The organism is Shewanella maritima (assembly GCF_004295345.1).
In the GTDB taxonomy this organism is placed as follows: domain Bacteria; phylum Pseudomonadota; class Gammaproteobacteria; order Enterobacterales; family Shewanellaceae; genus Shewanella; species Shewanella maritima.
The window spans coordinates 764,338-789,321 of the sequence record NZ_CP036200.1 but is presented as its reverse complement, the minus strand read 5'-3'; the positions used below and the strand labels follow the sequence as shown (position 1 = coordinate 789,321).

21 protein-coding genes are annotated in these 24,984 nt (G+C 42.9%); 13 read left to right on the top strand and 8 right to left on the bottom strand.

All coding sequences use genetic code 11. The annotated features are described in order from the left end of the window. The first annotated feature begins 17 nt into the window (after positions 1 to 17). The 6 genes from cysN (at position 18) to galU (ending at position 6,880) form a co-directional block, all read left to right on the top strand. Entirely contained in the window at positions 18 to 1,424 is a 1,407-nt protein-coding gene (gene cysN / locus EXU30_RS03395) for a sulfate adenylyltransferase subunit CysN (RefSeq protein ID WP_130597820.1), read from the top strand. Between the two features lie 89 nt (positions 1,425 to 1,513). Continuing rightward, positions 1,514 to 3,241: an SLC13 family permease gene (locus EXU30_RS03390; protein WP_130597819.1), complete on the top strand. Its 1,728-nt coding sequence runs from the start codon at positions 1,514 to 1,516 to the stop codon at positions 3,239 to 3,241. Positions 3,242 to 3,269: 28 nt separating this feature from the next. Beyond that, complete coding sequence (gene cysC, locus EXU30_RS03385) at positions 3,270 to 3,911, top strand: adenylyl-sulfate kinase (RefSeq protein WP_130597818.1); 642 nt, start codon at positions 3,270 to 3,272, stop codon at positions 3,909 to 3,911. A gap of 3 nt (positions 3,912 to 3,914) precedes the next feature. Further along, a complete protein-coding gene (locus tag EXU30_RS03380; RefSeq protein ID WP_130597817.1) occupies positions 3,915 to 4,880 on the top strand; it encodes a DHH family phosphoesterase in 966 nt (321 codons plus the stop codon). 57 nt (positions 4,881 to 4,937) lie between these two features. Then, positions 4,938 to 5,960, top strand: a complete 1,023-nt coding sequence (locus tag EXU30_RS03375) for an NAD-dependent epimerase (RefSeq protein WP_130597816.1) — start codon at positions 4,938 to 4,940, stop codon at positions 5,958 to 5,960. A gap of 32 nt (positions 5,961 to 5,992) precedes the next feature. Next, positions 5,993 to 6,880: a UTP--glucose-1-phosphate uridylyltransferase GalU gene (gene galU, locus EXU30_RS03370; protein ID WP_130597815.1), complete on the top strand. Its 888-nt coding sequence runs from the start codon at positions 5,993 to 5,995 to the stop codon at positions 6,878 to 6,880. A 95-nt stretch (positions 6,881 to 6,975) separates the two neighbouring features. On the opposite strand, the gene EXU30_RS20840 is transcribed toward galU, so the two are convergent. Both EXU30_RS20840 and EXU30_RS03365 read right to left on the bottom strand, forming a co-directional pair. Next, the gene (locus EXU30_RS20840) at positions 6,976 to 7,503 is read right to left on the bottom strand and encodes a capsule assembly Wzi family protein (protein ID WP_341274644.1); all 528 of its coding nucleotides are present in this window, start codon (positions 7,501 to 7,503) and stop codon (positions 6,976 to 6,978) included. After that, on the bottom strand, positions 7,401 to 8,441 hold the full coding sequence (locus EXU30_RS03365) for a capsule assembly Wzi family protein (RefSeq protein ID WP_341274638.1): 1,041 nt from the start codon (positions 8,439 to 8,441) through the stop codon (positions 7,401 to 7,403). Before EXU30_RS03365 ends, EXU30_RS20840 begins: the two co-directional genes overlap by 103 nt. A 393-nt stretch (positions 8,442 to 8,834) precedes the next feature. Between EXU30_RS03365 and EXU30_RS03360 the strand changes: the two genes are divergently transcribed. Continuing rightward, positions 8,835 to 9,074 carry an MBL fold metallo-hydrolase RNA specificity domain-containing protein gene (locus EXU30_RS03360; RefSeq protein ID WP_130597814.1) on the top strand — a complete coding sequence of 80 codons (240 nt, stop codon included), beginning with the start codon at positions 8,835 to 8,837 and terminating at the stop codon, positions 9,072 to 9,074. A gap of 6 nt (positions 9,075 to 9,080) precedes the next feature. On the opposite strand, the gene EXU30_RS03355 is transcribed toward EXU30_RS03360, so the two are convergent. Then, positions 9,081 to 9,395, bottom strand: coding sequence for an EscU/YscU/HrcU family type III secretion system export apparatus switch protein (locus tag EXU30_RS03355; protein ID WP_130597813.1), 315 nt, complete (start codon positions 9,393 to 9,395; stop codon positions 9,081 to 9,083). Between the two features lie 63 nt (positions 9,396 to 9,458). Next, a complete protein-coding gene (locus tag EXU30_RS03350; protein WP_130597812.1) occupies positions 9,459 to 12,260 on the bottom strand; it encodes a hypothetical protein in 2,802 nt (933 codons plus the stop codon). Between the two features lie 525 nt (positions 12,261 to 12,785). Between EXU30_RS03350 and EXU30_RS03345 the strand changes: the two genes are divergently transcribed. Continuing rightward, complete coding sequence (locus tag EXU30_RS03345; RefSeq protein WP_242620306.1) at positions 12,786 to 13,598, top strand: MlaA family lipoprotein; 813 nt, start codon at positions 12,786 to 12,788, stop codon at positions 13,596 to 13,598. 39 nt (positions 13,599 to 13,637) lie between these two features. Then, on the top strand, positions 13,638 to 14,759 hold the full coding sequence (locus EXU30_RS03340; protein WP_130597811.1) for a response regulator: 1,122 nt from the start codon (positions 13,638 to 13,640) through the stop codon (positions 14,757 to 14,759). Between the two features lie 179 nt (positions 14,760 to 14,938). Here the strand turns inward: EXU30_RS03340 and EXU30_RS03335 are convergent, their stop codons facing one another. Further along, entirely contained in the window at positions 14,939 to 16,444 is a 1,506-nt protein-coding gene (locus EXU30_RS03335) for a peptide MFS transporter (protein WP_130597810.1), read from the bottom strand. A gap of 647 nt (positions 16,445 to 17,091) precedes the next feature. On the opposite strand from EXU30_RS03335, the gene EXU30_RS03330 reads away from it, so the two are divergent. The 3 genes from EXU30_RS03330 (at position 17,092) to ltaE (ending at position 19,877) form a co-directional block, all read left to right on the top strand. After that, positions 17,092 to 17,871, top strand: a complete 780-nt coding sequence (locus EXU30_RS03330) for an OmpA family protein (protein ID WP_130597809.1) — start codon at positions 17,092 to 17,094, stop codon at positions 17,869 to 17,871. 26 nt (positions 17,872 to 17,897) lie between these two features. Then, positions 17,898 to 18,722 (top strand): mechanosensitive ion channel family protein, encoded by an 825-nt coding sequence (locus EXU30_RS03325; RefSeq protein WP_130597808.1) that lies wholly within the window; start codon positions 17,898 to 17,900, stop codon positions 18,720 to 18,722. A 138-nt stretch (positions 18,723 to 18,860) separates the two neighbouring features. Continuing rightward, complete coding sequence (gene ltaE / locus EXU30_RS03320; RefSeq protein WP_130597807.1) at positions 18,861 to 19,877, top strand: low-specificity L-threonine aldolase; 1,017 nt, start codon at positions 18,861 to 18,863, stop codon at positions 19,875 to 19,877. A gap of 318 nt (positions 19,878 to 20,195) precedes the next feature. Here the strand turns inward: ltaE and EXU30_RS03315 are convergent, their stop codons facing one another. The 3 genes from EXU30_RS03315 to EXU30_RS03305 form a co-directional block, all read right to left on the bottom strand. Beyond that, entirely contained in the window at positions 20,196 to 20,561 is a 366-nt protein-coding gene (locus tag EXU30_RS03315) for a cytoplasmic protein (RefSeq protein WP_130597806.1), read from the bottom strand. A 446-nt stretch (positions 20,562 to 21,007) separates the two neighbouring features. Further along, on the bottom strand, positions 21,008 to 22,156 hold the full coding sequence (yiaY, locus tag EXU30_RS03310; RefSeq protein WP_130597805.1) for an L-threonine dehydrogenase: 1,149 nt from the start codon (positions 22,154 to 22,156) through the stop codon (positions 21,008 to 21,010). Between the two features lie 478 nt (positions 22,157 to 22,634). Further along, on the bottom strand, positions 22,635 to 23,279 hold the full coding sequence (locus EXU30_RS03305; protein WP_130597804.1) for a peptidylprolyl isomerase: 645 nt from the start codon (positions 23,277 to 23,279) through the stop codon (positions 22,635 to 22,637). A 281-nt stretch (positions 23,280 to 23,560) separates the two neighbouring features. On the opposite strand from EXU30_RS03305, the gene EXU30_RS03300 reads away from it, so the two are divergent. Beyond that, entirely contained in the window at positions 23,561 to 24,964 is a 1,404-nt protein-coding gene (locus EXU30_RS03300) for a DEAD/DEAH box helicase (RefSeq protein ID WP_130597803.1), read from the top strand. Positions 24,965 to 24,984 lie beyond the last annotated feature (20 nt).

The following is a 24,984-nucleotide window of genomic DNA, read 5'->3' as shown; positions in this document are numbered from 1 at the left end:
ATTTAAAGGATTTAACGATGTCGAATAGTACGTCACTTATTGCTTCTGATATCGAAGCCTACCTAAAGGTACATGAAAATAAAGATCTGCTGCGAATTTTAACTTGCGGCAGTGTTGATGATGGTAAGTCAACGCTAATTGGGCGCTTGCTGTTTGATAGCAAGATGATTTTTGAAGACCAAATGGCTGCTATCGAAAAAGACTCTAAACGCTTTAACACTACAGATGAGTCCTTTGACTTATCTTTACTGGTTGACGGTTTGCAGTCTGAACGTGAGCAGGGAATTACTATCGATGTGGCTTATCGCTATTTTGCTACGGAGCAGCGTAAATTTATTATCGCTGATACTCCAGGTCATGAGCAGTACACTCGTAATATGGCCACGGGCGCTTCAACAGCAGATTTAGCTATTATCTTGATTGACGCTCGCCATGGTGTGCAAGTCCAGACGCGTCGTCACAGCTTCATATGTTCGCAGTTAGGCATTAAACATGTGATCATCGCCATCAATAAAATGGACGTCGTCAATTACGATCAAGGTGTTTATCAAGCAATTAAGAAAGATTATCGAGAGTTCGCTGAATCTTTAGAGTTTGATGATATTCGGTTTGTACCGATTTCTGCGCTTAAAGGTGACAATGTTGTCAACGAGAGCGACAACATGCCTTGGTACCCTGGCTCGACAATGATGAAATTGCTGAATACAGTTTCAGTCAATCGTGATAAATCAAGTACATTCAGAATGCAGGTGCAGTACGTTAATCGTCCAAACCTCGATTTTCGTGGTTTTTGTGGCACAGTTGCATCAGGCGATATCCGCGTTGGTGATACAATTCGTACGCTTCCTTCTGGTAAAGAAAGTAAAGTGCAGTCGATAGTCACCTTTGATGGTCAGCTAGAGAAAGCTTATGAAGGAATGGCAGTTACTATTACCCTTGAAGATGAAATTGATATCAGTCGCGGTGACATGCTGGTTCGTCCGCATCAACTTCCTTATTCAAGCAATAGTTTTGATGCCGACGTAGTATGGATGGCTGAAGAAGCTCTGCAGGTAGACCGAGAATATGTAATCAAGGTCGGTAGTAAGTCGGTTTATGGCTATGTTGAGAAGGTCAATAATCGTGTGGATGTAAACACGCTTGAGGTTTCAAATTCTTCATATCTTGCATTGAATGAAATGGGAAGTTGTCGTTTTGCTTTAAATGAAGAGATTCAATTTGATTCATATAAGGTTAATCGTTCAACGGGTGCATTTATTATTATCGATAGACTAAGCAATGTAACAGTAGGTGCCGGTATGATCCGTAATGCCCTCGATGATAAAGATATTACCCATAAAAAAGAACATTCGGAGTTTGAAATTGAATTAAATGCGCTTGTGCGTAAACACTTCCCACATTGGGGAGCAAAAGTTATTAGCTGATTGCTATTAATTGAAGCATATGTATAAATTAGGGCTGTTCTGCGAGATGCAGTGCAGCCTTTTGTTTTTATAAGTGTATCGATGAGTCTATGTCTCCACAAGCCATTATAACTACCACGATTTTTACGCTCACAATTGTTGGGTTGCTCAGGTTTCAAAATCGACCTGCGGCAGTATTCGGAGTGACATTCCTATCATTGATAACTTTTGGCTTGGTTTCCAAAGAACAACTGATCACCAGTATTGCAAACCCGGGGTTAGTCACGTTAATTTTATTAATTATTTGCTCATTCGCGATTGAGAAAACCAGAGCGCTCAGAACGATTGCCGCAAAAATCATCGTTCCTAGTTATGCCAAAACTTTCGTTAGGTTGTTTTCAACTACTGCAGTATGTTCTGCATTTTTAAATAACACCGCTGTTGTTGCGACGCTTTTATCTCCGATTCGAAATAACCCACACCACTATGCTAGCAAGCTGCTACTGCCGTTATCATATGCGGCCATCCTAGGTGGAACGCTTACTCTTATTGGTACTTCTACCAACTTGATTGTAAATAGCCTTTATATTGATGCGACAGGTAAGTCTATTGATTTTTTTGCCTTTACCGCAATTGGTATCATGTTGGTTGTTGTTTGCGGCTCTATACTGGGCTTTTTTGTCAGGTATTTACCAAATACGCACCAACAAACTGAAGGTGAGCAAGGCTATTTTATCGATGCTAAAGTCACCTCAGACTCTGAGTTAATAGGAAAAACGGTAGAATCTAATGGACTACGACATTTAGAGTCATTGTTCCTAGTGGAGCTTGTTCGCGATGGGAGGCTGATCAGTCCTGTTTACCCAAGCGAAACATTACAAGAAAATGATCGGTTAATTTTTAGTGGTGATATAACAAAGCTGGCTCAATTACAACAATTTAGCGGCTTAGAAACCTTTGCCCACCAGAGTGATTTAAAAGACTCTAACTTAACTGAAGTTGTTGTCCGCCATGAAAGCATTTTAGTTTGGAGAACATTAAAGCAAGTAGGTTTCAGAGCTTTGTTTGATGCAGCAGTAGTGGCGATTAGGCGTGATGGAGAACAGGTATCAGGTAAGTTAGGCGAGGTCAAAATCAAAGCCGGTGACTTTTTGGTGCTTGCCGTAGGTGATGATTTTAAGTCTCGTCGTAATCTCAGTAAAAACTTCATCCTGTTAAGTGGTGTCGAGACTGAAACGCGGTTGAGTGGTTGGCGTGCTTGGTTGGCAACCTTTGGTTTTGCGGCAATGATTGTGAGTGCATCCGTTGGTTTGATTGACTTGCTAGAAGGGTTAATTATTTTGCTTGGTGGACTTATTTTTACCCAATCACTTAATGTTAATGAAATTATTAGGCGACTCCCTATTGATATTTGGTTAGTGGTGTCTTCGGCAATTCTGTTGTCGCACGCTTTAGTTAACGCAGGTGTAGCAGAATCTATTAGTACACTAGCTAATGGGGCTTTTAGCGAGCAACATGTGTATTTAGCGCTAATTGCCGTTTATTTGATTACCTGGTTAATGACAGAGCTTGTGACCAACAATGCAGCTGCGGCATTGATGTTCCCCATCGCGTACAGTTTAGCATTAGGCTTTGGCGTGGATGTTATGCCATTTGTCATGACTGTAGCTTTTGCTGCAAGTGGTAGCTTTGTCAGCCCATACGGTTACCAAACTAACCTTATGGTATACAACTCAGGTAACTATAGACTAGGGGACTTTGTGAAAGTTGGACTGCCTGTCAGCATTGTTTATGGATTGATAGTGATAGTTTCTGTTCCTTACTTTTTCCCGTTTTAAAAATAGATTTAAATATATAGGTTTATGTATGTCTCAATCCCCTTACAAACAAGTTGACGTTACTGGTGATAAATCGAGCGATGTTGTTTGGCATCAAGCAAGCGTTACTCATGATGAACGGGTGCGTGCCAATGGACATAAATCAGCTGTGTTGTGGTTCACTGGTTTAAGTGGCTCAGGCAAGTCAACCGTTGCTAATGCAGTGGACAAGTTATTACATGACTCCGGTTGTAAAACCTACGTTTTGGATGGTGATAACGTGCGTCATGGCCTCAATGGTGACTTGTCTTTTTCTGATGTCGATAGAGTCGAGAACATTCGTCGCATTGGAGAGGTTTCAAAGTTGTTTGTGGATGCGGGTTTGATTGTTTCAACAGCATTCATTTCACCTTTTACTCAAGATAGGGATATGGTCAGAAAGCAGCTAAGCTCAGGCCAGTTTATTGAAGTATTTATCGATACACCGCTAGAGGTCTGTGAGCAACGCGATCCCAAAGGCTTGTATAAAAAAGCCCGTGCAGGTGAAATTAAGAACTTCACCGGAATTGACTCGAGTTACGAAGCTCCGTTAAGCCCTGAAATTATAGTGAATACGGCTGATAAATCTGTGAAGCAATGTGCAGAGCTTGTAGTTGAATATTTACGTGAATATGGATATTTAAGTAGGTAGAACATGACTCATTTTGATGTTTTTAATGGAGATGCAGACGGCATTATCTCTCTGATTCAATTGCGCCTTAACGAGCCGAAACAGTCAGTTCTGATCACAGGTGTTAAACGTGACATTACATTGCTTCAACAGGTTGATGCGAGCGAGGGTGACCGTGTCACTGTGTTGGATATTTCAATGGAAAAGAATTGTGTAGCACTGGAGCAAGCGTTAAATAATGGCGCAAATGTGTTTTACGCCGATCACCATCGCTCTGGCAGTATCCCTGAATCAAAAAGCCTTGATGCACATATTGATTTAGATGCGAATACTTGTACCGCGCTAATTATTGATAAGCTTCTAGGTGGCAAGTATCATGCTTGGGCAATTACAGCAGCTTATGGCGATAACCTTATTGCCAAAGCTGATCAACTAGCGGAAGCTGCGGGTTTGAGCCAAGAGCAAAAACTACGTTTGAAAGAGTTGGGTATACTCATAAATTACAATGGTTATGGCGCTGAATTAGCTGACTTGCACTTTTCACCAGCCGATTTGTATCAGGCGTTGTACAAGTATTCATCGCCGTTTGACGTTTTTGAAGCGTCAGATTCACCGTATTACAAACTTAAGGCTGCGTATGAACGTGATTTAGCTTCAGCTAACTCTGTGAAGCCGAGTTATCAAGGGAAGTTATTAACATTAATACATTTACCAAATGAAACTTGGTCAAAGCGTATTAGCGGTGTATATGGTAACCTATTGGCAAACCAAGCCCCTGAGCGTGCACATGCTGTGTTAACTCCGAATGCAGATAATAGCTATTTAGTTTCTCTGCGCGCACCACTCAATAATAAGTGTGGAGCTGGAGATATATGTAATCAATTTCTAACCGGTGGTGGGCGAGCTGGTGCTGCAGGCATCAATCGATTGGAAGCAGATCACGTACAACGGTTTATCGATATTACAGAAGACTATTACAGCAAACATTAATAGTAGTTTTGGTAGAATTACGGATTATTCTTTAAGCCCAATAAATTAAGGCGGTACATGAAAGTATTAGTAACGGGCGCTGCAGGATTTATTGGTTCGCATGCAGTAAAAAGACTCCTCGCTGAGGGGCATAGCGTAGTAGGTGTCGACAATCTCAATCAATATTATGATGTAGAGCTCAAATTAAATCGCTTGAAGTGGATTGGTGAGCAAACGGAGTTTCATTTTGAACAACTGGATATTGCAGATATCCAGCCATTACAACAAATTTTTGCACAATACAACTTTGACGCCGTTATTCATTTAGCAGCACAAGCCGGTGTTAGGCACTCTTTAGAAGACCCTCATTCGTATATGAACGCCAATATGATGGGGTTTTTCTCTGTTCTCGAAGCATGCAAAAGAAATCGTATCGAGCATTTGGTCTATGCATCTTCAAGCTCTGTATATGGCTTAAATTCACAAACACCGTATTCTACGGCTGACAATGTAGACCACCCGTTATCTCTTTATGCGGCGACTAAAAAATCCAATGAGTTAATGGCCCATAGCTATTCTCATTTATACCAGTTACCCACAACTGGGCTGCGTTTCTTTACTGTTTATGGCCCGTGGGGAAGGCCTGATATGGCGTTGTTTAAGTTTACCAAGGCTATTCTCGCTGGAGATACCATTGATATTTATAATCATGGCCAGTTAAGCCGCGACTTTACTTATATTGACGATATCATTGATGGTTTGATGACTGTCCTTGAGCACCCTCCAGTCGAAAATAGCGCTTGGGATACCAAGCAAGCCATGTATACCGAGTCTATTGCCCACAGTTCATCTCCCTACCAGGTATATAACATTGGTAGTGGTAACCCTGTTAGTTTAATGGATTTTGTTGCTGAGATTGAAAAGGTGTTAGGTAAGCAAGCTAAGAAACGTATGTTACCGATGCAAAAGGGAGAGTTACTCACTACTTGGGCTGATACGGAGCCACTGAGAGAGATGACCGGCTTTAGCCCAAGCGTTAGCTTTAGCGAGGGAGTAAAATGTTTTGTCGATTGGTATTTATCTTATTACCATAAACAATAAAGTATTTTTTATAGTTAATACAAAGGATTATTATGAAAGTAGTTATTCCCGTAGCAGGGCTAGGAACGCGCATGCTACCGGCGACCAAAGCCATTCCAAAGGAAATGCTTCCGTTGGTGGATAAGCCTTTGATTCAATACATTGTTGATGAATGTGTTGCGGCCGGGGCAAAACAGATTGTATTGGTAACACATGCCAGTAAAAATGCGATTGAGAACCACTTTGATAAATCTTTTGAGCTTGAATCTATTCTTGAAAAGCGTGTTAAAAGGCAGCTTTTAGAAGAAGTTCAATCTATATGCCCGAAAGATGTGACTATTTTGCATGTACGTCAAGGTGAAGCGAAAGGGTTAGGGCATGCAGTGCTATGTGCTAAGCCTTGTATCGGCAATAACCCTTTTGCCGTTGTACTACCTGATGTTCTACTTGCCAGCTATTCAGCTTGTCAAAAAACAGAAAACTTAGCCGCGATGATGTCACGCTTTAATGAGTCTGGTGCTAGTCAGATTATGGTTTCTCCAGTACCTAAGGAAGAAGTCAATAAATACGGTATTGCTGATTGTAATGGTGCCGAGCTTGGCAAAGGTGATTCAGCTGTGATTCACAGCATGGTTGAAAAGCCTGCCATTGAAGATGCTCCATCAGATTTAGCTGTGGTTGGTCGTTATGTTTTATCGGAGAAAATTTGGCCGTTATTAGCTAAAACCCCAGCAGGTGCAGGCGATGAGATTCAGTTAACGGATGCGATTGACATGCTGATTGAGCAAGATACTGTTGAAGCTTTCAAAATGTCTGGCGAGTCGCACGACTGTGGCGACAAGCTAGGCTATTTAAAGGCATTTGTAGAATATGGCATTCGTGACAAAAAGCTTGGCGCAGAGTTTAAGAAAAGTATCAGCGATATTATCAAAAACTATTAGCTTATCTTTCAAGCTTTATCTGATAGTAAAATAAAAGACCTTGCATTAAAACAAAGCAAGGTCTTTTATTTTTAATGTCGATTGTTACTTATGTATTAAAATTTGCGCTCCCAACCTGCATAAACGGTTGTTTCCCAGTCACTGCTATCAGTTGCCTCTGGATAAGTGCTATAGCCAACAGTGCCACCGACTTTGAGCTTGCCATCATAGAAAGGGCGATGATAGCTTGCATCTAGTTGATAAAGCATTTCGTACTTACCTGGGGAGACAGGATTGCCGCCAGGTGCTGCTACATCAGAACTATCTAGGTTTAATTTAGCCCAGCGTAGCTTAGTTGTTAGGCTTTGACCATTTTGTAAACGGGTGATACCACCTAGTACCAGTACGCGTGAGTCATTATCATAAGTCGTGCCTATGCTGCGGCCGTAATAGCGGTATCCGCTCTTATAAAATCCGTGCTCGTACATACAGTTATAAATTTTATCTGACAGCCCACATGATGCGGTAGTGTCGGTGTACTCTACAAATAAACGGGTATCAATTTCAGCAAAGTAGAAATCAACGCCCCCCATATTTGATGCATTAATAAGTTTGTGCTTTTCGTTATGATAATCTTCATGTATACGTTCGTAATAGATACCGTAAGGGATCCCCAGGCTGTGTCAGACCACCTAAAGTCATAGCCAGCTAACATATTTTCCTGGCCGTTCTTAACGTCGCCCTCGCTTACACCGCCATTAAACAAGCCGTTCCACCAATCACTTAAGCTATTTCCGTAACCATCGCCACCCCACTGCATGGTCCACGAAAAACCGACTTCAAGTTGAGTAAGCGGACGAAGAGTGCCTCGAGCTCCCCAATGACGAGCGTTCGGTACATATCGATCGCTTTCCATCTTGCTAAAGCTTGTAGTGAATGTCCAAGGGCCAGCCCAGCTAAGCCATGGTGTTTCAAAGGCGTTGCTGTCATTTCGAGACAGTGTAATACCTGGCAGAGGACGAGCATTATTGGTCTGGATTAAACCTGAGTCCCAACCTGGCCCCCAATATTTTTGTACCGCGCCGCCGGTGACAATCCAGTTTCCGAGTTTTACTGCAGCAAAGCTATTGTCTAAACGTGATTTATTACCGTCGATTGGGTCATGGTGATAGCTTGCCGCTAATCGGCCGCTGAACCATTCTTTAGTTACTTCAGCATTTACTTTAATTTCCGCTTTATCTCGGTAGTCATTACCGTAACCAATAAAACGTGCTGTTTCGTTTGCACCAGCTAACCCTATGCTCACCGATGTAGGTTGATGATCCTTACTGTATGCTCTCATCACGCGTGCATAAGCATCTTTTTGTCGCACTGTCATTGATGTGTTTGCGGCTTTATCTAAATCCTTTTTTATTGCAGACCACATTAAAGGGTAGGTGGTGACAGGTTGAGTGATGACACCTGTATCTGCAAGTAGTTGAATGTCTGCTCTAAGTGGTAAGTCTGTTGGCTCTACCCACCAAGCTGACTGTGCGGTGAAACTGGTGAGTAAGGTTATTCCAGCAAGCAATTTTAGTTTCATGAAAACTCATCTCAGTTAACCCAATACACCTAATGTATTGCGGTTGGATAAACATAATAAGGAATTAATTTGATGGAGGGAGATTAAACCTAAGCTATTTGGTATGCAAAGGTACAATTTGGTCCATCAAATTTGCACTCAAAATAAATACTATCATAGCAAACAGTATATTTAACGAGTTAATCCATGGTACTGCTGTAAAATCATGGACAGTTGCGAGTTATTGATACAAATTGACTGAGGGGATGATGAGAATGTATTAACTAAGCTTTATTCACTTAACTTGTGAATAGTTATAGATATTGTTTAGGCTTGAGTTAAGCTAATCAGTTGACCTGCTTTAGTGCAATGTCATAGATTGGATTTTGTAGCTATTGTATTGATAAATGTTACGTGACTATTGAACAACAGCGTATTGATATTAAGGCGGGTGTACATACGTTCAGTGGTTATTCTCCTCATGCAGCTCAGAAAGATATGATTAACTTTGTAAAGCGAATGTGCTACAAACCCGAGCATATTCGCATTGATTATGGAGATGAAGTCGCTAGGCAAGCGTTTGCTGCATGCTATCGAGAGTTACTGTCTTATTGCGAGGTAGTGGCTGTCAAATATCATGACAAAGGCCGCTAAATAGGTTCAAGCCTGCTCAACAATCTTGTTATGCAGGTTATTCCATTGCTCTGGGAATTTTCCATCGAGCATATAAACAAAAGAGATAAGCTCTGCGATGAGTAAGTACAACTCTTTGGGAATGTCTTCGCCTAGCTCTAGCATCTGCAAAAAGTTGCTCAAGTGTTCATCTTGATGGATGTATACACCAGCCTCTTTGGCAACGGCAATAATCTCCTCAGCCAAAAGGTCTTCACCTTTTGCACTGACCTTAGGCGCATTCTTGCCATCAAAGCTTAATGCGACGGCTTGCTTCTTTAGTGGTTGTTTATCTTCGCTCATTCATTTCAGCTCTTGTGTCCGTATCGTACGTTCAATGTTTAGTTTTAGATGCTTGATTAACGTTTACGCCATTGTTTTTACTAAAAAATGGTCGCCAGGTAATAGCGTTGGCGGGATTGAAGCCACTTCGGTTTTAATGCTATTTAAGTTAAAGCCTATGTCGTTTATCTTCTGCGTGAGCGCCTCTTCAAAGTTAGCCACTTTATCTATTGTGGATTGATTACTCGCCTGAATTTTAAGGTCAAACTGCTCGCCATGTTTGTGTGCAGCAAATACGATAGCGCCTTGAGAAAGATTAAATTTTAGTTGTAAGCGCCAACCTTTTTTCTGCTGTTGCTCGTCCAGCTCCTGTTCAAACTTACCCTCAAATTGCTCCTGTTTGTTATTAATTATATAGGGCAGGGCAAAATACCAGGTGGCAGCTTGATTGGCTTCACCACTCGCTTGTTGGTATACGTTTAGGCTTTGGGCGAGTTGACCGAGTGATTCTAAGGTGCTTGATTTGTCTAGTCCCGCCAATAAGCCGCTGCTGGTAGCTAATCGACTTAATGCAGTTTGTTGTAGCTTTTGTACATGGGCGGCAAGTTTTGGTGACAACTTAGTGTTGCTATTGTTTGCACGCACGCCTAAAAGTACCTGAAATAACGTGGTAATGGCGCTACCTGTGATAAGCGGCGTGCTGTGAACCGCGGGTTGACTGAGCTGAATCGATGCTAATCCCATAAGCTCTGCTTGTAGTTGTTTTGGCTCTGCAAGCGTCGTGAGTGGTTTCGGAGATAGCTGAGGTAAGAGTTTAAGTAGCTCGTTGGCAAGACTCACTTTTACACTCGGCTGAGCTTCTGTTGCCGTCATAGCTCCTGCTTTTGATAGTGCTTTAGACAATACTTTGAGCGGCGACATGACCTCGGCGCTCTCGGTCTTAGTATTAACCTGCTTTGGTGCTTGCCCCAGAATTGATTTGTCTTGTTGGGCTGCAGCATTTAGTTGTGAAGTTAGCGCCTTTGCATCAACTTGAGCGGACTTTATCGATTCGCCTTTAAACTCACTTGCTAGCTTATTTGGTACTGCTGATTGCTGTTGAGCTGTTTCTTTGGCTTTTACTCCATCAAGGTTTGCCTGCACTGTACTTGCTGAGTTACTAGCTGTTCCTGTTGAGTTAATTCCAGTTTGACCTGGGTTAGTCATTGCTTTCGAAGAGCTCGCTTCTGCGCCCTTGCTACTCACTAAGTCGCCTTGAATTGTCGAGGCTAAAACTTGTTTTGATTGACCGCTCTGTAGTTGGACTGCTTGTGCTCTCGCGACATCAGCTTTAGTTGGCGCAAGTTCTGGTTTAGTTAGAACAACTTCAGCTTTAGTTGAAGTTGCATCGCTTTTTGCTGATTGACTTAATAACTCTGCAGAGTGTTTCAGTTTGGTGCTGTCAGCTGTGATTTTACCTTCGGTGAGAGCCTTTGCTGCTTGCTTTGCCAGCTCTGCCATTTCGCTGTTTAAAGGGCTAGATGTCGACGAACTTGTGGCGGAAGTAGCTGATGATGATAAATTTGTTTGTTGAGTCAATGCGCTTGGTTGCATCGCCGTTTTAGTAGCTTCTTGATTCACTGTACTTGATGGTGAATTCGAGCCGGTACTTTGCTTTACGTTTTGAGCATCATTAAGCGGTGTAGCATCAAGTTTTTTTAGCATTTGCCCCAAGATTCGTGCCGGCTCTAGCTTGGCTATGACGACATCATTGTGTTTAGCTGTGGTTATGTTCGATTGCGTTTTAGGTGACAGTTCAACATCAATTGAGCCAAGAATTTTTGTTAGTTGCAGTGCGAGTTTATCGCCGTGGCTCACAATTTTTGCCAGGTATTCGCCACCACTTATTCTAGGTTGACTATCAAGCTGAATTTTCGGTCCATCAGCAAATTGCATCTGCTGCTGTTGAATTTGGCTTGTAGGTAGCGGGTAGCCCTGTGAGCGTGATGCTAGGTTGGCAAGCTGTGTATCTGAAACGCCATTTTGCTGTGCTAGTTGCTGCAGTGCTTGCGGCATTTTTATTTGCATACTCTGAGCTAACAAAATGAGCTGACTTGCGAGCTTTGTCTGCTGTGCACTCGTGGCTTGGTTTGATTCAGCTATTGCCGCTTGTTTTATTGCATCTAATTTTAAGGAATCGGGGCTTGATGCTGCTACTGCAAGCTTGGCTAACTCGGTGAGTAACGCTTTAGATTGCGCCTGTGTTATTACAACTTGCCCGGCTTGATGCAATTGTTTCGCTTGAGACTGCGACAATTCTGCCGACAGGGTGTTCCCTGAAATCGAAACCACGGCTTGTGCGAACGAGTTTGAATTAGTTTGTGATTGCTGACTATTACTTTGAACTGTGATGGTTGGATTGTTTTGGGTATTAGGTTGAGCGTTAGACTGAGTAGATAGCTGAGTTGTCAACTTAGCAGTAGGTTGAGGCTTTGCTTGAGTGATAGCCACTTCGACGGTTTTAGCTAGTGCTAGTTGCTTATCTAAACGATTTAATTGCTCTAGGTTTTGCACTTGTACTTCAACACGTTGAGCATTGGAGCTCAAGGCTCGAGTATCGACGCCGTGTTGTCTATTTGAGGCATGAGCAGAGTTGGTAGTTGCATCGGGTGGCGTTACTTTGCTGGCTTGTGCTTGTTGTGTTTGTGCTTGAGTTTGTTGACTAACAGATTGCTTTGATTGGCGTTGCTCACTATTAGGTGTCCGTTCACTATTAACTTGAGCTTGCTGCTTGCTTAACTGATCAGGCTTACCTGAAGTAACAAGGTTTGTGCGCGCGCCATTGGTTTGCTCTGACGTGCTGACATCAGACTTGCTATTTACTGGTGACGTCCGAGCTGAGTTCATAAGGTTATCGTGTTATCCAATATCACCCTTGATATAGCTATGAGATATTACCAAGGCCAATTGTTTATGAAGTTTTACAAATATTTGTTTTGTTTGTTGCCAACTAAGCAGTATGCTTGCTAGCAAAATCACTGCGTTGTTCTCAATTATTATCGGCTTAGGCGTTCATTGCTTGAGAGCCATTGCATTTGCTTTAGTGCTTGCTTTATAGCTAAGCCTTGGCTTTTAGCCACACCTTAGCATTAGCACTATAGTTCGAGAGTTACAGTGTGTTCACCAGAATGTCAATTTAACGATGCAGTGACGTTTGGTTAATACCAACTTAGATAGATAAAGTGACCAGAGATTACGCCGGAAAAATCGCTTATAACGCGGCAGAAATTGCAATTAGTTAGTGAGCCTAACTTCCAAATTTCTAAAAGTTATAAGCCATTTTCACCAATAAAAATAACCAGTAAGAATGATCACTTAGTTGTGTTGGTTGGTATCAATTCCTATCCTAAGTTTAGATAGTAAGAGATGTATATGAAGTATGTAAGGACGTTACTTCCTTTTTTCACTGTTTTGTGTGCCAGTACTGCCTTGTTTAGTCACTCTTTAGCGGCTTTTCCAAGCAGCCTTCCTCCTGCACATACCACACAAGATGAACAAGAGCCTATGGTTGAAGTCGTTTATAACGACGAGCGCGATCCGTTTGAAGGTTTTAACCGCGCTATGTGGCACCTCAACTATCAGTATTTTGATAAATACCTGTTTCGCCCTGTCGCCCATGGCTACAAGGACTATGTACCAATGCCGGTAAAAAGTGGCGTAAATAACTTTGTACTTAACTTTGAAGAGCCAAGTTCCATGGTTAACAATGCGCTTCAGGGTAAGTGGGGCTGGGCTGCCAACGCAGGTGGACGCTTTACTATCAACACGACTATCGGCCTGCTAGGTGTGGTGGATGTTGCTGATATGATGGGACTTTCTCGTAAACAAGATGACTTTAACGAAGTGCTTGGTTATTATGGCGTTCCCAACGGTCCTTACTTTATGGCACCTTTCTTTGGTCCTTATGTAACGCGCGAACTCACAACAGATTGGGTGGATGGTCTATACTTTCCTTTGTCGGAGTTTACTTTTTGGCAATCAGTTTTAAAGTGGGGCTTAAAAAGCCTACACAAACGCGCAGCAGCAATCGATCAAGAAAGATTATTAGATAATGCGCTCGACCCATATACCTTTGTAAAAGAAGCTTACTTACAGCACATGGATTACAAAGTTCATGACGGTATTGTCCCTTCAGACTACGAAGAAGACGAATTATTAGATGAGTATATGGACGAGCTAGATTAGTCAGAGAAGCCACTCCCTGACTAAGTCTGGGAGTTGTTTATGGCACTAACAGATATTGCTGTACTTTTAGTGGAAGATGACCCAGTTTTTCGTCAACTAGTCGCTGATTTTTTATCTTCTCAGGGTGCATCAGTTAAGCAAGCAAGTAATGGTGAGCAGGGCGTGCAACTGTTCACCCAAGAACATTATGATATCGTCATTGCAGATTTAAGCATGCCCATTGTTGATGGTTTAGAAATGCTTAGGCAGATGGTCGATATCGACCCCGCTATTCCTTCAATTGTTATCTCTGGTAATGATGCCATGTCTGACGTCGTAGAGGCGCTGCGCATTGGTGCCAGCGACTATCTGGTTAAGCCCGTCGCAGATCTGTTTATTATCGAGCAAGCGGTAGAGCAAGCACTACTTACCGGTTCTAAGCCGGTAGAGCAGGCTATTGCGCCCCATAGCACAGAGCTGATTGAGCTTTCTTATCAAGAGCTCAATGACAATTTGCTATTGCTAGAGCAAAGCGCTGAGGCCGCTAAAAGTGTGCAGCAGCAGTTATTTCCGTCCTCAAGCGTTGAATACCCTAATGCGCTGATTAATTACACCTTGTATAAAAATAGCGATGTCAGTGCGTTTTTTATTGACTCTACCATGGTGGGCGACGAGCACCTAGTGCTGTATATGGCGCACTTTATGCCAGAGGATAACAGCGCAGCATTTGGCTGCGTGCTGCTTAGAAGCTTTGTCAATCAGCAATTAAAGCTGTTTCGTAATGACCAAAGTGAAGTGCTCATTCAACCGTCTAAAATGCTTGAATACCTCAATGAGCGCTTGGCGAGCTCTGGGTTACATATCTTGATGGATATTATCTACGTTAGCCTAGATTTGTCTGAATATCGTGTTGCCATTGCACAATCTGGCAAAGGGTTAAGGAGTTACCTTCGTAATCCAACAGGTTTAGCACCGCTTGCCATTTCTGAAACCGACCCGATAGGCTTTCCTACCTGGAAGGCGCCAAAGGTTTTATCGCGTCATTTAGCCCTAGGCGAGCAGCTTTGTATTGCGACCTATTTGCCGGAGCATAAACAGGCACTGCTTGAGAATAAGTTTGAAGGGTTAGTATTTGACGCTAGCACTAAGGCTGGTGGCTTTATTCAGCTAGAGTGTGAATAGCGATTGTAGCGTTGGCCGCTTGACTCATCCTTTTGAAATAACCTGAATTACAGGTACAAAAAATCCCCAATTAAGGGGATTTTTTAGTTTTGGCTAGTTGTCTGTGTAGTGGCTAGCTATGTAACGAGCTGTTCATGCAGCTAACTACTCATGCTACTAGCAAACGTATAAGCTTAGAATTAACGCTTGATTGCTTCATGTTCAGCTGTAACAGCAATCTCTTCTTCTAGCATTTCTTCTTCAGACTCAGCGTGACCTTCAGCGCCGTGCATCCAGTCAACTAGCTTATCAGCCATGAAGTACAAGATGATACCTGAAATAGTCGCTGTAATCGCAATACCTGAGAAGATTGCCATCGCGTTAGCGAGTTGTTCTTCTTTCTCGCCGCCGTGACCGATGAGTGAGCCAACTAGACCACCAATCTTGTTCGCTGCCGCGATGAATAGGAACCAAGCACCCATCAGTAGTGATGCAATACGCAGAGGAGCAAGTTTAGTTACCATTGATAGACCAATTGGAGATAAACATAGCTCACCCATGGTGTGGAAGAAGTATGCACCCACTAACCACCACATGCTTGACTTAGCATTTGCGTCGCCACCCATCTCTAGTACAGCACCGATCATGAATAGGAAACCAACAGCAAGTAGGAATAGACCTAGCGCAAACTTAACAGGTGAGTTTGGCTCGTTCTTACCTAAGCGGATCCAGATAGATGCGATAACAGGCGCGAAAATTACAATGAAGATAGCGTTAAGAGACTGGAAGTAAGTCGTTGGTACTTCCCAACCACCAATCATACGGTCAGTAAAATCGTTGGTGAACAGGTTCATTAGACCACCAGCTTGCTCGAAGCCAGCCCAGAAGATAATGGTAAATAGACCCATTACCATGATTACTTTAATGCGGTCACGCTCTACTTTGGTAAGTGGCTCTTTGCGAACTTCACCTTTCGCTTCGTTCTTTTGCTTCTCAAGCTTAGCAGCCGGAATAGTACCGATGTCACCAAGTAGTTTTTGAGCGAACATGAACTGGATGATCAGTGATAGCACCATACCAACACCTGCACAGAAGAAACCAGCTTGCCAGTTGTTGATCATCACTTCTTGGCCGTCAACCATAGCTGTGTGACCGAATGAAGTGTAAGCCCAAGCTACGATGAAGCCAGACAGCGCAGCACCAACGTTAATACCCATGTAGAAGATGGTGAATGCACCATCACGGCGATGATCGCCTTCTTCGTATAGATCACCAACCATGGTCGAAATGTTTGGCTTAAATAGGCCGTTACCAATGATCAGTGTACCTAGACCAATATAGAACAGAGTCGTTTCTAAGCCAGGGAACCAGCTGTGTGGTGCAGCCAGAGTAAATTGACCTGCTGCCATTAAGAAGCCACCAATATAGATAGCTTTACGTTGACCAAGAATGTTGTCGGCTAACCAGCCACCGATGAGGGGAGTTAAGTAAACAAGACCGGTAAAGGTACCGTATAGGGATAGTGCATCGGCTTGGGTCCAACCTAGACCACTACCGCCTTCCGACTGTACTTTATCAACCAAATAAAGTACCAAGATTGCACGCATTGCGTAGTAACTAAAACGTTCCCATAATTCTGTTGTGAATAAAAGGAACAATCCTTTTGGATGCCCAAGCATAGTGCCCGGCGCTTTTGCTTCACTCATTAAGTCTTCCACCTTAAGCTTGTGATTGCCTGCAAAAAACTTTGCAGAAATTGTTTGCAAAATGCGGCTGTTGATGAACTCGTAACAAAATGTAAATCAAAGTTAACTATTCAAAAAAGCGCGCTTAATTGTTTATTTTTTATATTAAATAACTTCTTTTCGGTGTCGATACACCGTCAAACATTAAAAAGTTAACCTTATATACCCTTTTAATGGCGGTAAAGTCAATGCTAATGCGGTTAGCAGGCGATAAGACATGCAAATTAGATGTAAATAACTTGTCACGTTTATCCTACTTTAGTCAGCCTTTTACTTGTTGTTAGACGCGCACTAATCCCAAACTTACACCACTTTGATTTTTTGAGTGAGTAGGGGCTCAATAACCACATTTTTGTGAGTACAGTTATCCAGCTGCTCGCCGATATAAAATAAGTCGAACCAGATCAATAATGATGGGGCATCGGCTAATTCGGGTAAGAGAACGCCATTCGTATGTAAATCTTAAATTGCTTTTGCATATCATTAACAAATGTTTACAATATTGCCAAAGTTAACTATCTCTTACCTGTTTGACACTCACTTAAGCTTTTATTTACACAGTGAACGCGCCTGTGTGTTGCTTAAAACCTTGTCGGTAGAGGTAAAACATGAAGGTAAATATTTTTAGCTGTGATCAGGTAGGCCTTTTTCGCGTCTCAAACGGCAAGTTGCTTGATTTAGCTATCAGGGCTGCAGCACGTGTCATTTTACTGTTTGCATTGCTTGTCGCTTTTTCTGCAAGCGCAGCTTGGCAAGACACTGACAAAGACGGGGTGCCTGATAAAAAAGATGCTTGCCCAGATTCGCCTGCAAATGTCGTGGTGATGGCAAACGGTTGTCAAGACCCAGACGATGTAGCGCTAGCTAGTGCGCTTAAACAATCCGCCAAGCAAGCAGTGGCTCAAGATGCCTTACTTGATGATAACCGCCCAGACCAAGCAAGCAGCAAAATGAAGTCAGCACTTGCTAACGAGATAAAACAGCAAGTTCAGGCATGTGCGGAGAAGGCGGGTTTAAATTCTGAAGAATTTACTTGCCTTAACAACTTGTTAGCACCTGTTTATTTTGGCGTTGGAGAGAATAAGGTGTCAGCAACGCAGTGGCCGAGTTTGTATAAACTGCTGGTGGTTGTGGAGTCTTTGCCGAAAGGTTTTAGCCTAAGCATTGAAGGGCATACCGATACTAGCGGAAGTGATTCGGTAAATATGAATTTGTCATTGGCGCGAGCAGTCGCCGTCAAGAACGCCTTAATGGCAGAAGCGACAAGTATTAATTTTGACAAGGTGAATGTCGTAGGTTTAGCGGATAAACGCAGCGTAGCCAGCAATGATACTGCACAAGGTCGATTGCTTAATCGACGGGTAGAGTTTGTAATTTCGGCAGAATGATTCTGCTATTTTAAGGGAGTAAGACAATGGAAAACCTTCAAGGTTTATTAGAACAAGCGCCAGTGTTTGTGGCCACTTATGGTCTAAAACTACTTGCCGCGATTGTTATCTTTGTAGTGGGTAAATACTTTGCTGGCGTGTTCAAACGTTTGACAGACAAACTCATGACAAACCGTGGTATCGACAAAACGGTAGCCTCGTTTGTCGCAAACTTGGTTTGGGGCTTAGTGTTTGTATTTACCGTTATTGCAGCACTAGGGCAAATTGGCGTACAAACCGCGTCGCTTGTTGCGGTCATTGGTGCGGCTGGTTTAGCCGTTGGTTTAGCGCTTCAGGGCTCGCTATCTAACTTTGCAGCCGGTGTACTTATGGTTATCTTCCGTCCTTGCCGCGTAGGTGATTTTGTTGAGGCGGCTGGCGTTGCCGGCGTAGTTGATGAAATTACTATCTTCTCTACCAAGCTTCGTACTGGCGACAACAAAACCATTATTGCGCCAAACTCAGCAATGATGGATGGCACCATTGTTAACTACAGTGCTCAAGAGAATCGCCGCGTTGATTTAGTCATTGGTGTGGGTTACACCTCTGATATCGCCAAAACTAAGCAAGTGATTTCAGCGGTATTAGACAACAACCAATACGTGCTAAAAGATCCTGCTTACACTGTTGCATTAGGTGAGTTAGCAGATTGCTCAATTAACTTTGTTGTGCGCCCATGGGTGAAAACCTCTGATTACTGGCCAGCACACTTTGAATTACTAGAGCAAATCAAAAATGCACTAGATGAAGCCAGCATTGAAATCCCATTCCCACAAATGGATTTGAATGTAAAAGAGCTTCCAGCTCAGTAAATTCAGTAATGATGAAAAACCAGCTTCGGCTGGTTTTTTTATGTCCGTTTATCACTAAATTGGGGCGCCAACAGGTACAAGCATTTGAAGAGAGGTTATGATAGCGGCCAAATAATCCAACACACCAGGTAACAGAAGATGTTCGATTTCAGAAGCGATACCGTAACCATGCCAACTCAAGCTATGCGTCAGGCCATGGCAAGTGCAGAGGTAGGAGATGATGTTTATGGTGACGACCCAACGGTGAATGAGCTGCAAGACTTTGCTGCTGATATGTTTGGTTTTGATAGTGCGTTATTTGTATGCTCGGGCACGCAAGCGAACTTATTGGCGTTAATGGCTCATTGTGAGCGTGGTGATGAGTACATTTGTGGTCAGCAAGCGCACAACTATATGTTTGAAGGTGGCGGTGCTGCAGTGCTTGGCAGTATTCAACCTCAGCCGTTAACTAACCAGGCTGATGGCAGCATTTTACTGAGCGATATTGAACAAGCGATTAAGCCCAAGGATATTCATTTTGCGCAAACGCGCTTACTGAGTTTAGAAAACACCATCGGCGGTAAAGTGCTGCCTCAAGAGTATTTAGCTAACGCGCAGCAATTGGCGTTTAACCATAATTTAAAGATCCACCTTGATGGTGCCCGCGTAGCTAATGCGGCTGTCGCACAAGGAACGAGTATCGCCAATATCACTCAGTATTTTGACTCTGTTTCAATTTGCTTATCTAAAGGTTTGTGCGCGCCGGTAGGCTCAATTTTGCTTGGGGATGAAAGGCTGATTAACAAGGCCACTCGCTGGCGTAAAATGCTTGGTGGTGGCATGAGGCAAGCAGGTGTGCTAGCCGCTGCAGGTAAGCTAGCACTCACTGAACAAGTTGACCGCTTAGCTGAAGACCACGCTAATGCACGCTTACTTGCGAGTTTGCTTGCTGAAATGGATGAGTTCAATGTCGAGCCAGTACAAACTAACATGGTTTATTGTGATTATTTAGGTGAAGCGCAGGGTAACAAGCCGCTTAAGCAACTTGCTGCAGAGCTAGCCAAGCAAGGCTTTGTGTTTAGCGTGGCGAAAAAGCTGCGTTTAGTTACTCACAAAGATATTAGCGAGCAAGGTGTGAGACAGTTTGTTGATGCGCTCAAACAAGCGCTTTGCTAATCATACCAATTAGCATAAGAATGTGATCATTCTTACTGGTTAAAATCGTTTATAACTTCGTTAGAAATTTTGTAGGTAGAGCAACTAGCTAACTGCAATTTCTGCCTTGTTCTAAACGATTTTTCATGCGTAATATCTGATCACTCATTTATCCCAATTGGTATTACTGTACTGAAAGCTTGATAATAGACTTAGTACCAGTTCAACGAAAAAGCTCGCTTATATTAGCGAGCTTTTTTTGATTTAGGCTTAAGACTGACAAGTTTGCTGTTAATAAGCCGCGTTTAGTTACGTAACATGCTCTTAAGCCAACTATTGTTACGCTACCTTAGCAATACGGTTTTTGTAATCGCTAACTAGGTGGTGGGTAATTTCAATTGGATCAGCGTCTTTACAGCAGTCGTCGAGGAAGATTTTAAAGGTAACCAGTGAATGACCATCGTGAGGCAGGCGATTACTTTGTACTACAAAGTAGGCTTCTTCATTGTCAGCCTTGCGAATAATAAAATTCTCTACTTCGCCTAACTTAGTGCCAGAGTTGTTATGCCATTTGGTGATGCGATTAAGGGCAATCTCAGAAGAGTTATTGATTTCGATATGGTTAAGCCAGCTTGCTGGTTGGTCTTTATCTTTGTAATGCGGGCAGCGAACAGTGTAGTTGTAAACATGGGTAATAGCAGTCATTGGTACCTACCTATTGCGATTGAATTAACTTCATCATAGTCGTTAAATTTTGAAAGCGTCAAAGTTAGCGAGCAATATTTAGAGCTAGCTACCATTAATTAACAAAGACGAATTTAAATACCAATATTTGTAATTAACCACTTGTGATTAATACTAAAAAGGCGCTTAATATAAGGTTGAAGTGTTTGATTTTCTGTCCCTCAATCTCTCGTCATTTTTCTTTTAGCTCTCTCATTTCTATCACCTAAATGCTTGTTGCAGGCTGAATTGCCTGGCTCAGAGCTAAATTGATATTCACTTAGTAAACCTGAGTGCTGCGCTGTGACGCTAGATATAGAGCAAGTTAAAAGGGCTAATAAACAAGCGCCAATAAAAAAGAGAGCCGAAGCTCTCTTTTTAACCTTTGTGCTCACTCTAGACAATAAGCTGTGCTTAGTCAGCGAGCATTAAAGCGCTGCTGTAAAGATGGCACAAATCTCTTCGTGGGTTGCCTGTTTAGGGTTGGTTAGACCGCAAGCATCTTTAAGTGCATTGTCAGCAAGCGTTGGAATGTCCTCTGCTTTTACACCCAACTCAGTTAAGTTTGCAGGAATGCTTACTGCAGCAGATAGCGTGCGAATCGCTTCAATTGCTGCTTGTGCACCTTGCTCATCAGTTAAGCCTGCTACATTTTGCCCCATAGCAATTGCTACATCTTTAAGGCGTGCAGGGACAACTTGGGCGTTGTACTCTTGAACATGTGGCAGTAATACCGCGTTACATACGCCGTGTGGTAGGTCATAGAACCCGCCTAACTGGTGCGCCATTGCATGCACATAACCAAGGCTTGCGTTGTTAAATGCCATACCCGCTAAGAATTGAGCGTAAGCCATCTGCTCGCGTGCATTAATATCATCGCCCTTATTCACCGCATTAACTAGGTTAGCTTGGATTAGCTCAATCGCTTTGATTGCACAGGCGTCAGTAATAGGGTTTGCTGCGATCGACACATAAGCCTCTACTGCGTGAGTTAGTGCATCCATACCGGTTGCCGCTGTTAGTGCTTTAGGTTTTTCGAGCATCAACTCTGGATCATTCACCGACAAAATAGGTGTGGTGTTTTTGTCTACAATTGCCATTTTGATATGGCGCTCTTCATCGGTAATGATGCAGAAACGGGTCATTTCACTTGCGGTGCCGGCAGTTGTATTAATGGCTACCAATGGAAGTTGCGGTTTGCTTGAAACGTCTACACCTTCGTAGTCTTTAATTTCGCCACCATTGGTTGCAACGAGCGCAATGCCTTTGGCGCAGTCATGAGGTGAGCCGCCGCCAAGTGAGATCACGAAGTCACATTTGTTGGTGTTTAAAAGCTCAAGACCGGCATTAACGTTACCGGTTGTTGGGTTTGGTTGAACGCCGTCAAAAATAACTGACTCAATACCTTGAGTTTGTAGTTTATCAACCACGTTTGCCACCAACCCAATATCAACGAGTGGTTTGTCGGTCACAATAAGTGCTTTGGCAAAGCCTAGCGCTTTGATGTCGTTAATGGCTTCGTTCACGCTGTCTTGACCAAGAATGTTTACGCTTGGAATAAAGAATTTAGCTGCCATAAGTGCCTCTCTAAAGTTTCAATTTAATGTTTTAAAATTTCAAATCTGAATTAAAATTAGCAGGCTACGGCGTTGGAGAGTGTGATCTAGTGCTAACAATTGTTGCCAGATTATCACTTTAGAGGTAATTGGTTGTAATTTGTTAACCATATGGCATTTTTGCGCATAAAAAATGCCAGAACCTCGATTCTGGCATAGACAATGTATTGCTGTTTGACGGTTTATCCAGCGAGAATCACTGGTATGAAACTATAAACTAGTTATGCGTAGTAATTAACCTGAATTCGGGATAATAAAACGGTTTCTAACGGCTAGTTTTGGTTATTTCTGTGTTGAAGCCACTTGCAATAGACTAGCTATTGACGCGCAGCTCCGCCTTGAACTAAACAAAACTATCTCGCTAGAAACATTAATCTTGGTATAGCACTGTTCAAGATAGCTATCGACACTTCCTTACCCCGACCTCAGGTTAAATAGACTAGTTTGCCGGGCAAGTTGTTGCTGTCACAGAGTTAATGACAATATTATCCACTGGGGCGTCTTGAAAGCTGAACTCACCAATTGTCTTGGTTTCCGTTGTCACAGCATTCATCATATCCATGATCTCAATTCCTTCTAAGATCTTACCGAATACGGCGTAGCCGCCTTGGCTTGGATAGTCGAGGTTTGCATTGTCGTGAATATTAAAGAAAAACTGCGCTGTTGCTGAGTCAAGCGACTGAGTGCGCGCCATCGCTATGGTGCCACGCTCATTCTTGAGACCAACGCTTGATTCATTTTTGATTGGGTCATTGGTGGTTTTAAAGCTGTAGTCTGCTGTTAATCCACCGCCTTGGTTGACGAAGTTATTAACGATGCGATGGAAAATCGTACCATCGTAAAAGCCATCTTCAACATAGTCGATAAAGTTTTGACCAGTAATTGGGGTGTTAGTGGTGTCGATACCTAATGTCATGTCGCCCTCAGTGGTTGACATAACAAAGCAGTGATCGATGCTTAACACTACTGGTTGCGGCTCAGGGTCGCTTGAATCTGAGCCACCACAAGCTGTAAGCAGGCCGATAAGCGCAAGCGATAAGCAGGTTTTTAAGGGTAAACTAGTTGTTATTGTTTGAGTTTTCATTGGTGATGTTATCCATAACTGCAGGAAATAAGTGAGCACTTTTCACACCGTCATGAACAGCTGCAAAAAGTGTTGGGCAAATGTTGCCTGAGTTAGGTTTGTGCTTCAATTCACAAAACACGTTTGGATACAAATTGTTACCTCAAGGTTGCTTGAAGTTATATTTTAAAGTTACCCCTGTTCGCTATTGATTTAATCGTGCAAATAATTTGCCTTAAAGCTGAAGTTACCCAGCAGAACCCGTTACAATAACCCTTTGTATTTTTTATCGAGTCTGATGCATGTCGTTTCAATCTTTGCCTTTATCGCCAACCATCTTAAAAGCCATTGAAGAAGTGGGTTACCAGCAGCCCACGCCAGTACAGCAGCGCGTTATTCCTGTTGCTGTTGACGGACAAGATGTGTTGGCAAGCGCTGAAACTGGCACGGGTAAAACCGCTGCATTTGCGTTGTCGACTCTGCAGCAGCTTGAAGTGAACGATGTTGCCCAGCAAACTGAGCTAAGTCATGGCCGAGCCGTGCGGGTGTTGGTGATGACGCCAACCCGTGAGTTAGCGATTCAAATTCAGCAGTGCTTTAGTGATTATGGCAAGCATCTTCCTTATCGCTCACTGGCAGTTTATGGTGGTGCGAGTATTAACCCGCAGCGCAAAGCATTAGCGCAAGGCATTGATATTTTGGTGGCAACCCCTGGACGCTTATTCGACATTGTTGGTCAATATCAGTTAGATCTATCGCAAGTGGTGCATCTGGTTATTGATGAAGCAGACCGTATGTTAGACATGGGCTTTGTTAAAGATATCGAAAAGGTGCGCCGTTTAGTCAACCTGCAGCATCAAACCATGATGTTTTCGGCGACTTATTCTCAAGCGGTGGAGCAGCTTGCCAAGAATATGCTTGAACAACCCGCCTTAGTGAACATTAAAAGTGAAGCGACCACTAAACAAATTACTCATAAGGCATTTAAGCTTGATAAACGTCGTAAAGCTGAGTTGTTGTCTGAGCTAATTGGTAAATACAATTGGCAGCAATCGATGGTTTTTGTCAGCAGTAAAGAGTCGGCAGAGTTTTTAGTGTCTGAGCTAAAACTTGATGGTATCAGCGCCGCTGTGTTTCATGGTGATAAAACTCAGGGTGCACGCAATCGCGCATTAGATGAATTTAAAGCAGGCAAAATTCGGGCACTTGTTGCCACTGATTTAGCTGCCCGCGGCATCGATATTGAAGCGCTGCCAAGGGTGATTAACTTTGAATTGCCTGAAGAGCTAGAAGACTTTGTTCACCGCGTAGGTCGCACCGGTCGCGCAGGCTTATCAGGTGAAGCCATGACTTTTTTCAGTGAACAAGAAAAATCTAAATTTGCTGAAATTGAAGCTTTAATAGAACAAACTATTCCGGTTGTTATTCCAAAAGGCTATGAGCCTGGCGCGCCTATGCCTGCAAGGTATCGTGAATTAAATTTAGATAGCAGTGCTGTAGGTAAAAGGGCGAGCGGTAAAAGTTCATCGGGTAAGAACGGTAAGTTTAAAGGTACTAAACACACGCACGGCAAAAAAGGCAAGTTTGCTTCAGGTAATAAAACAAATCGCTCTGGTAGCGCAGCTAGTAATGGTAAAAGTGGCGCAGCTAGCAAAGGAAAAAGTAAGCCTAGTCGTCAAGGCAAATACGCATCTAACAAAGGCTAGAGACTAATGCGTATTTGCAG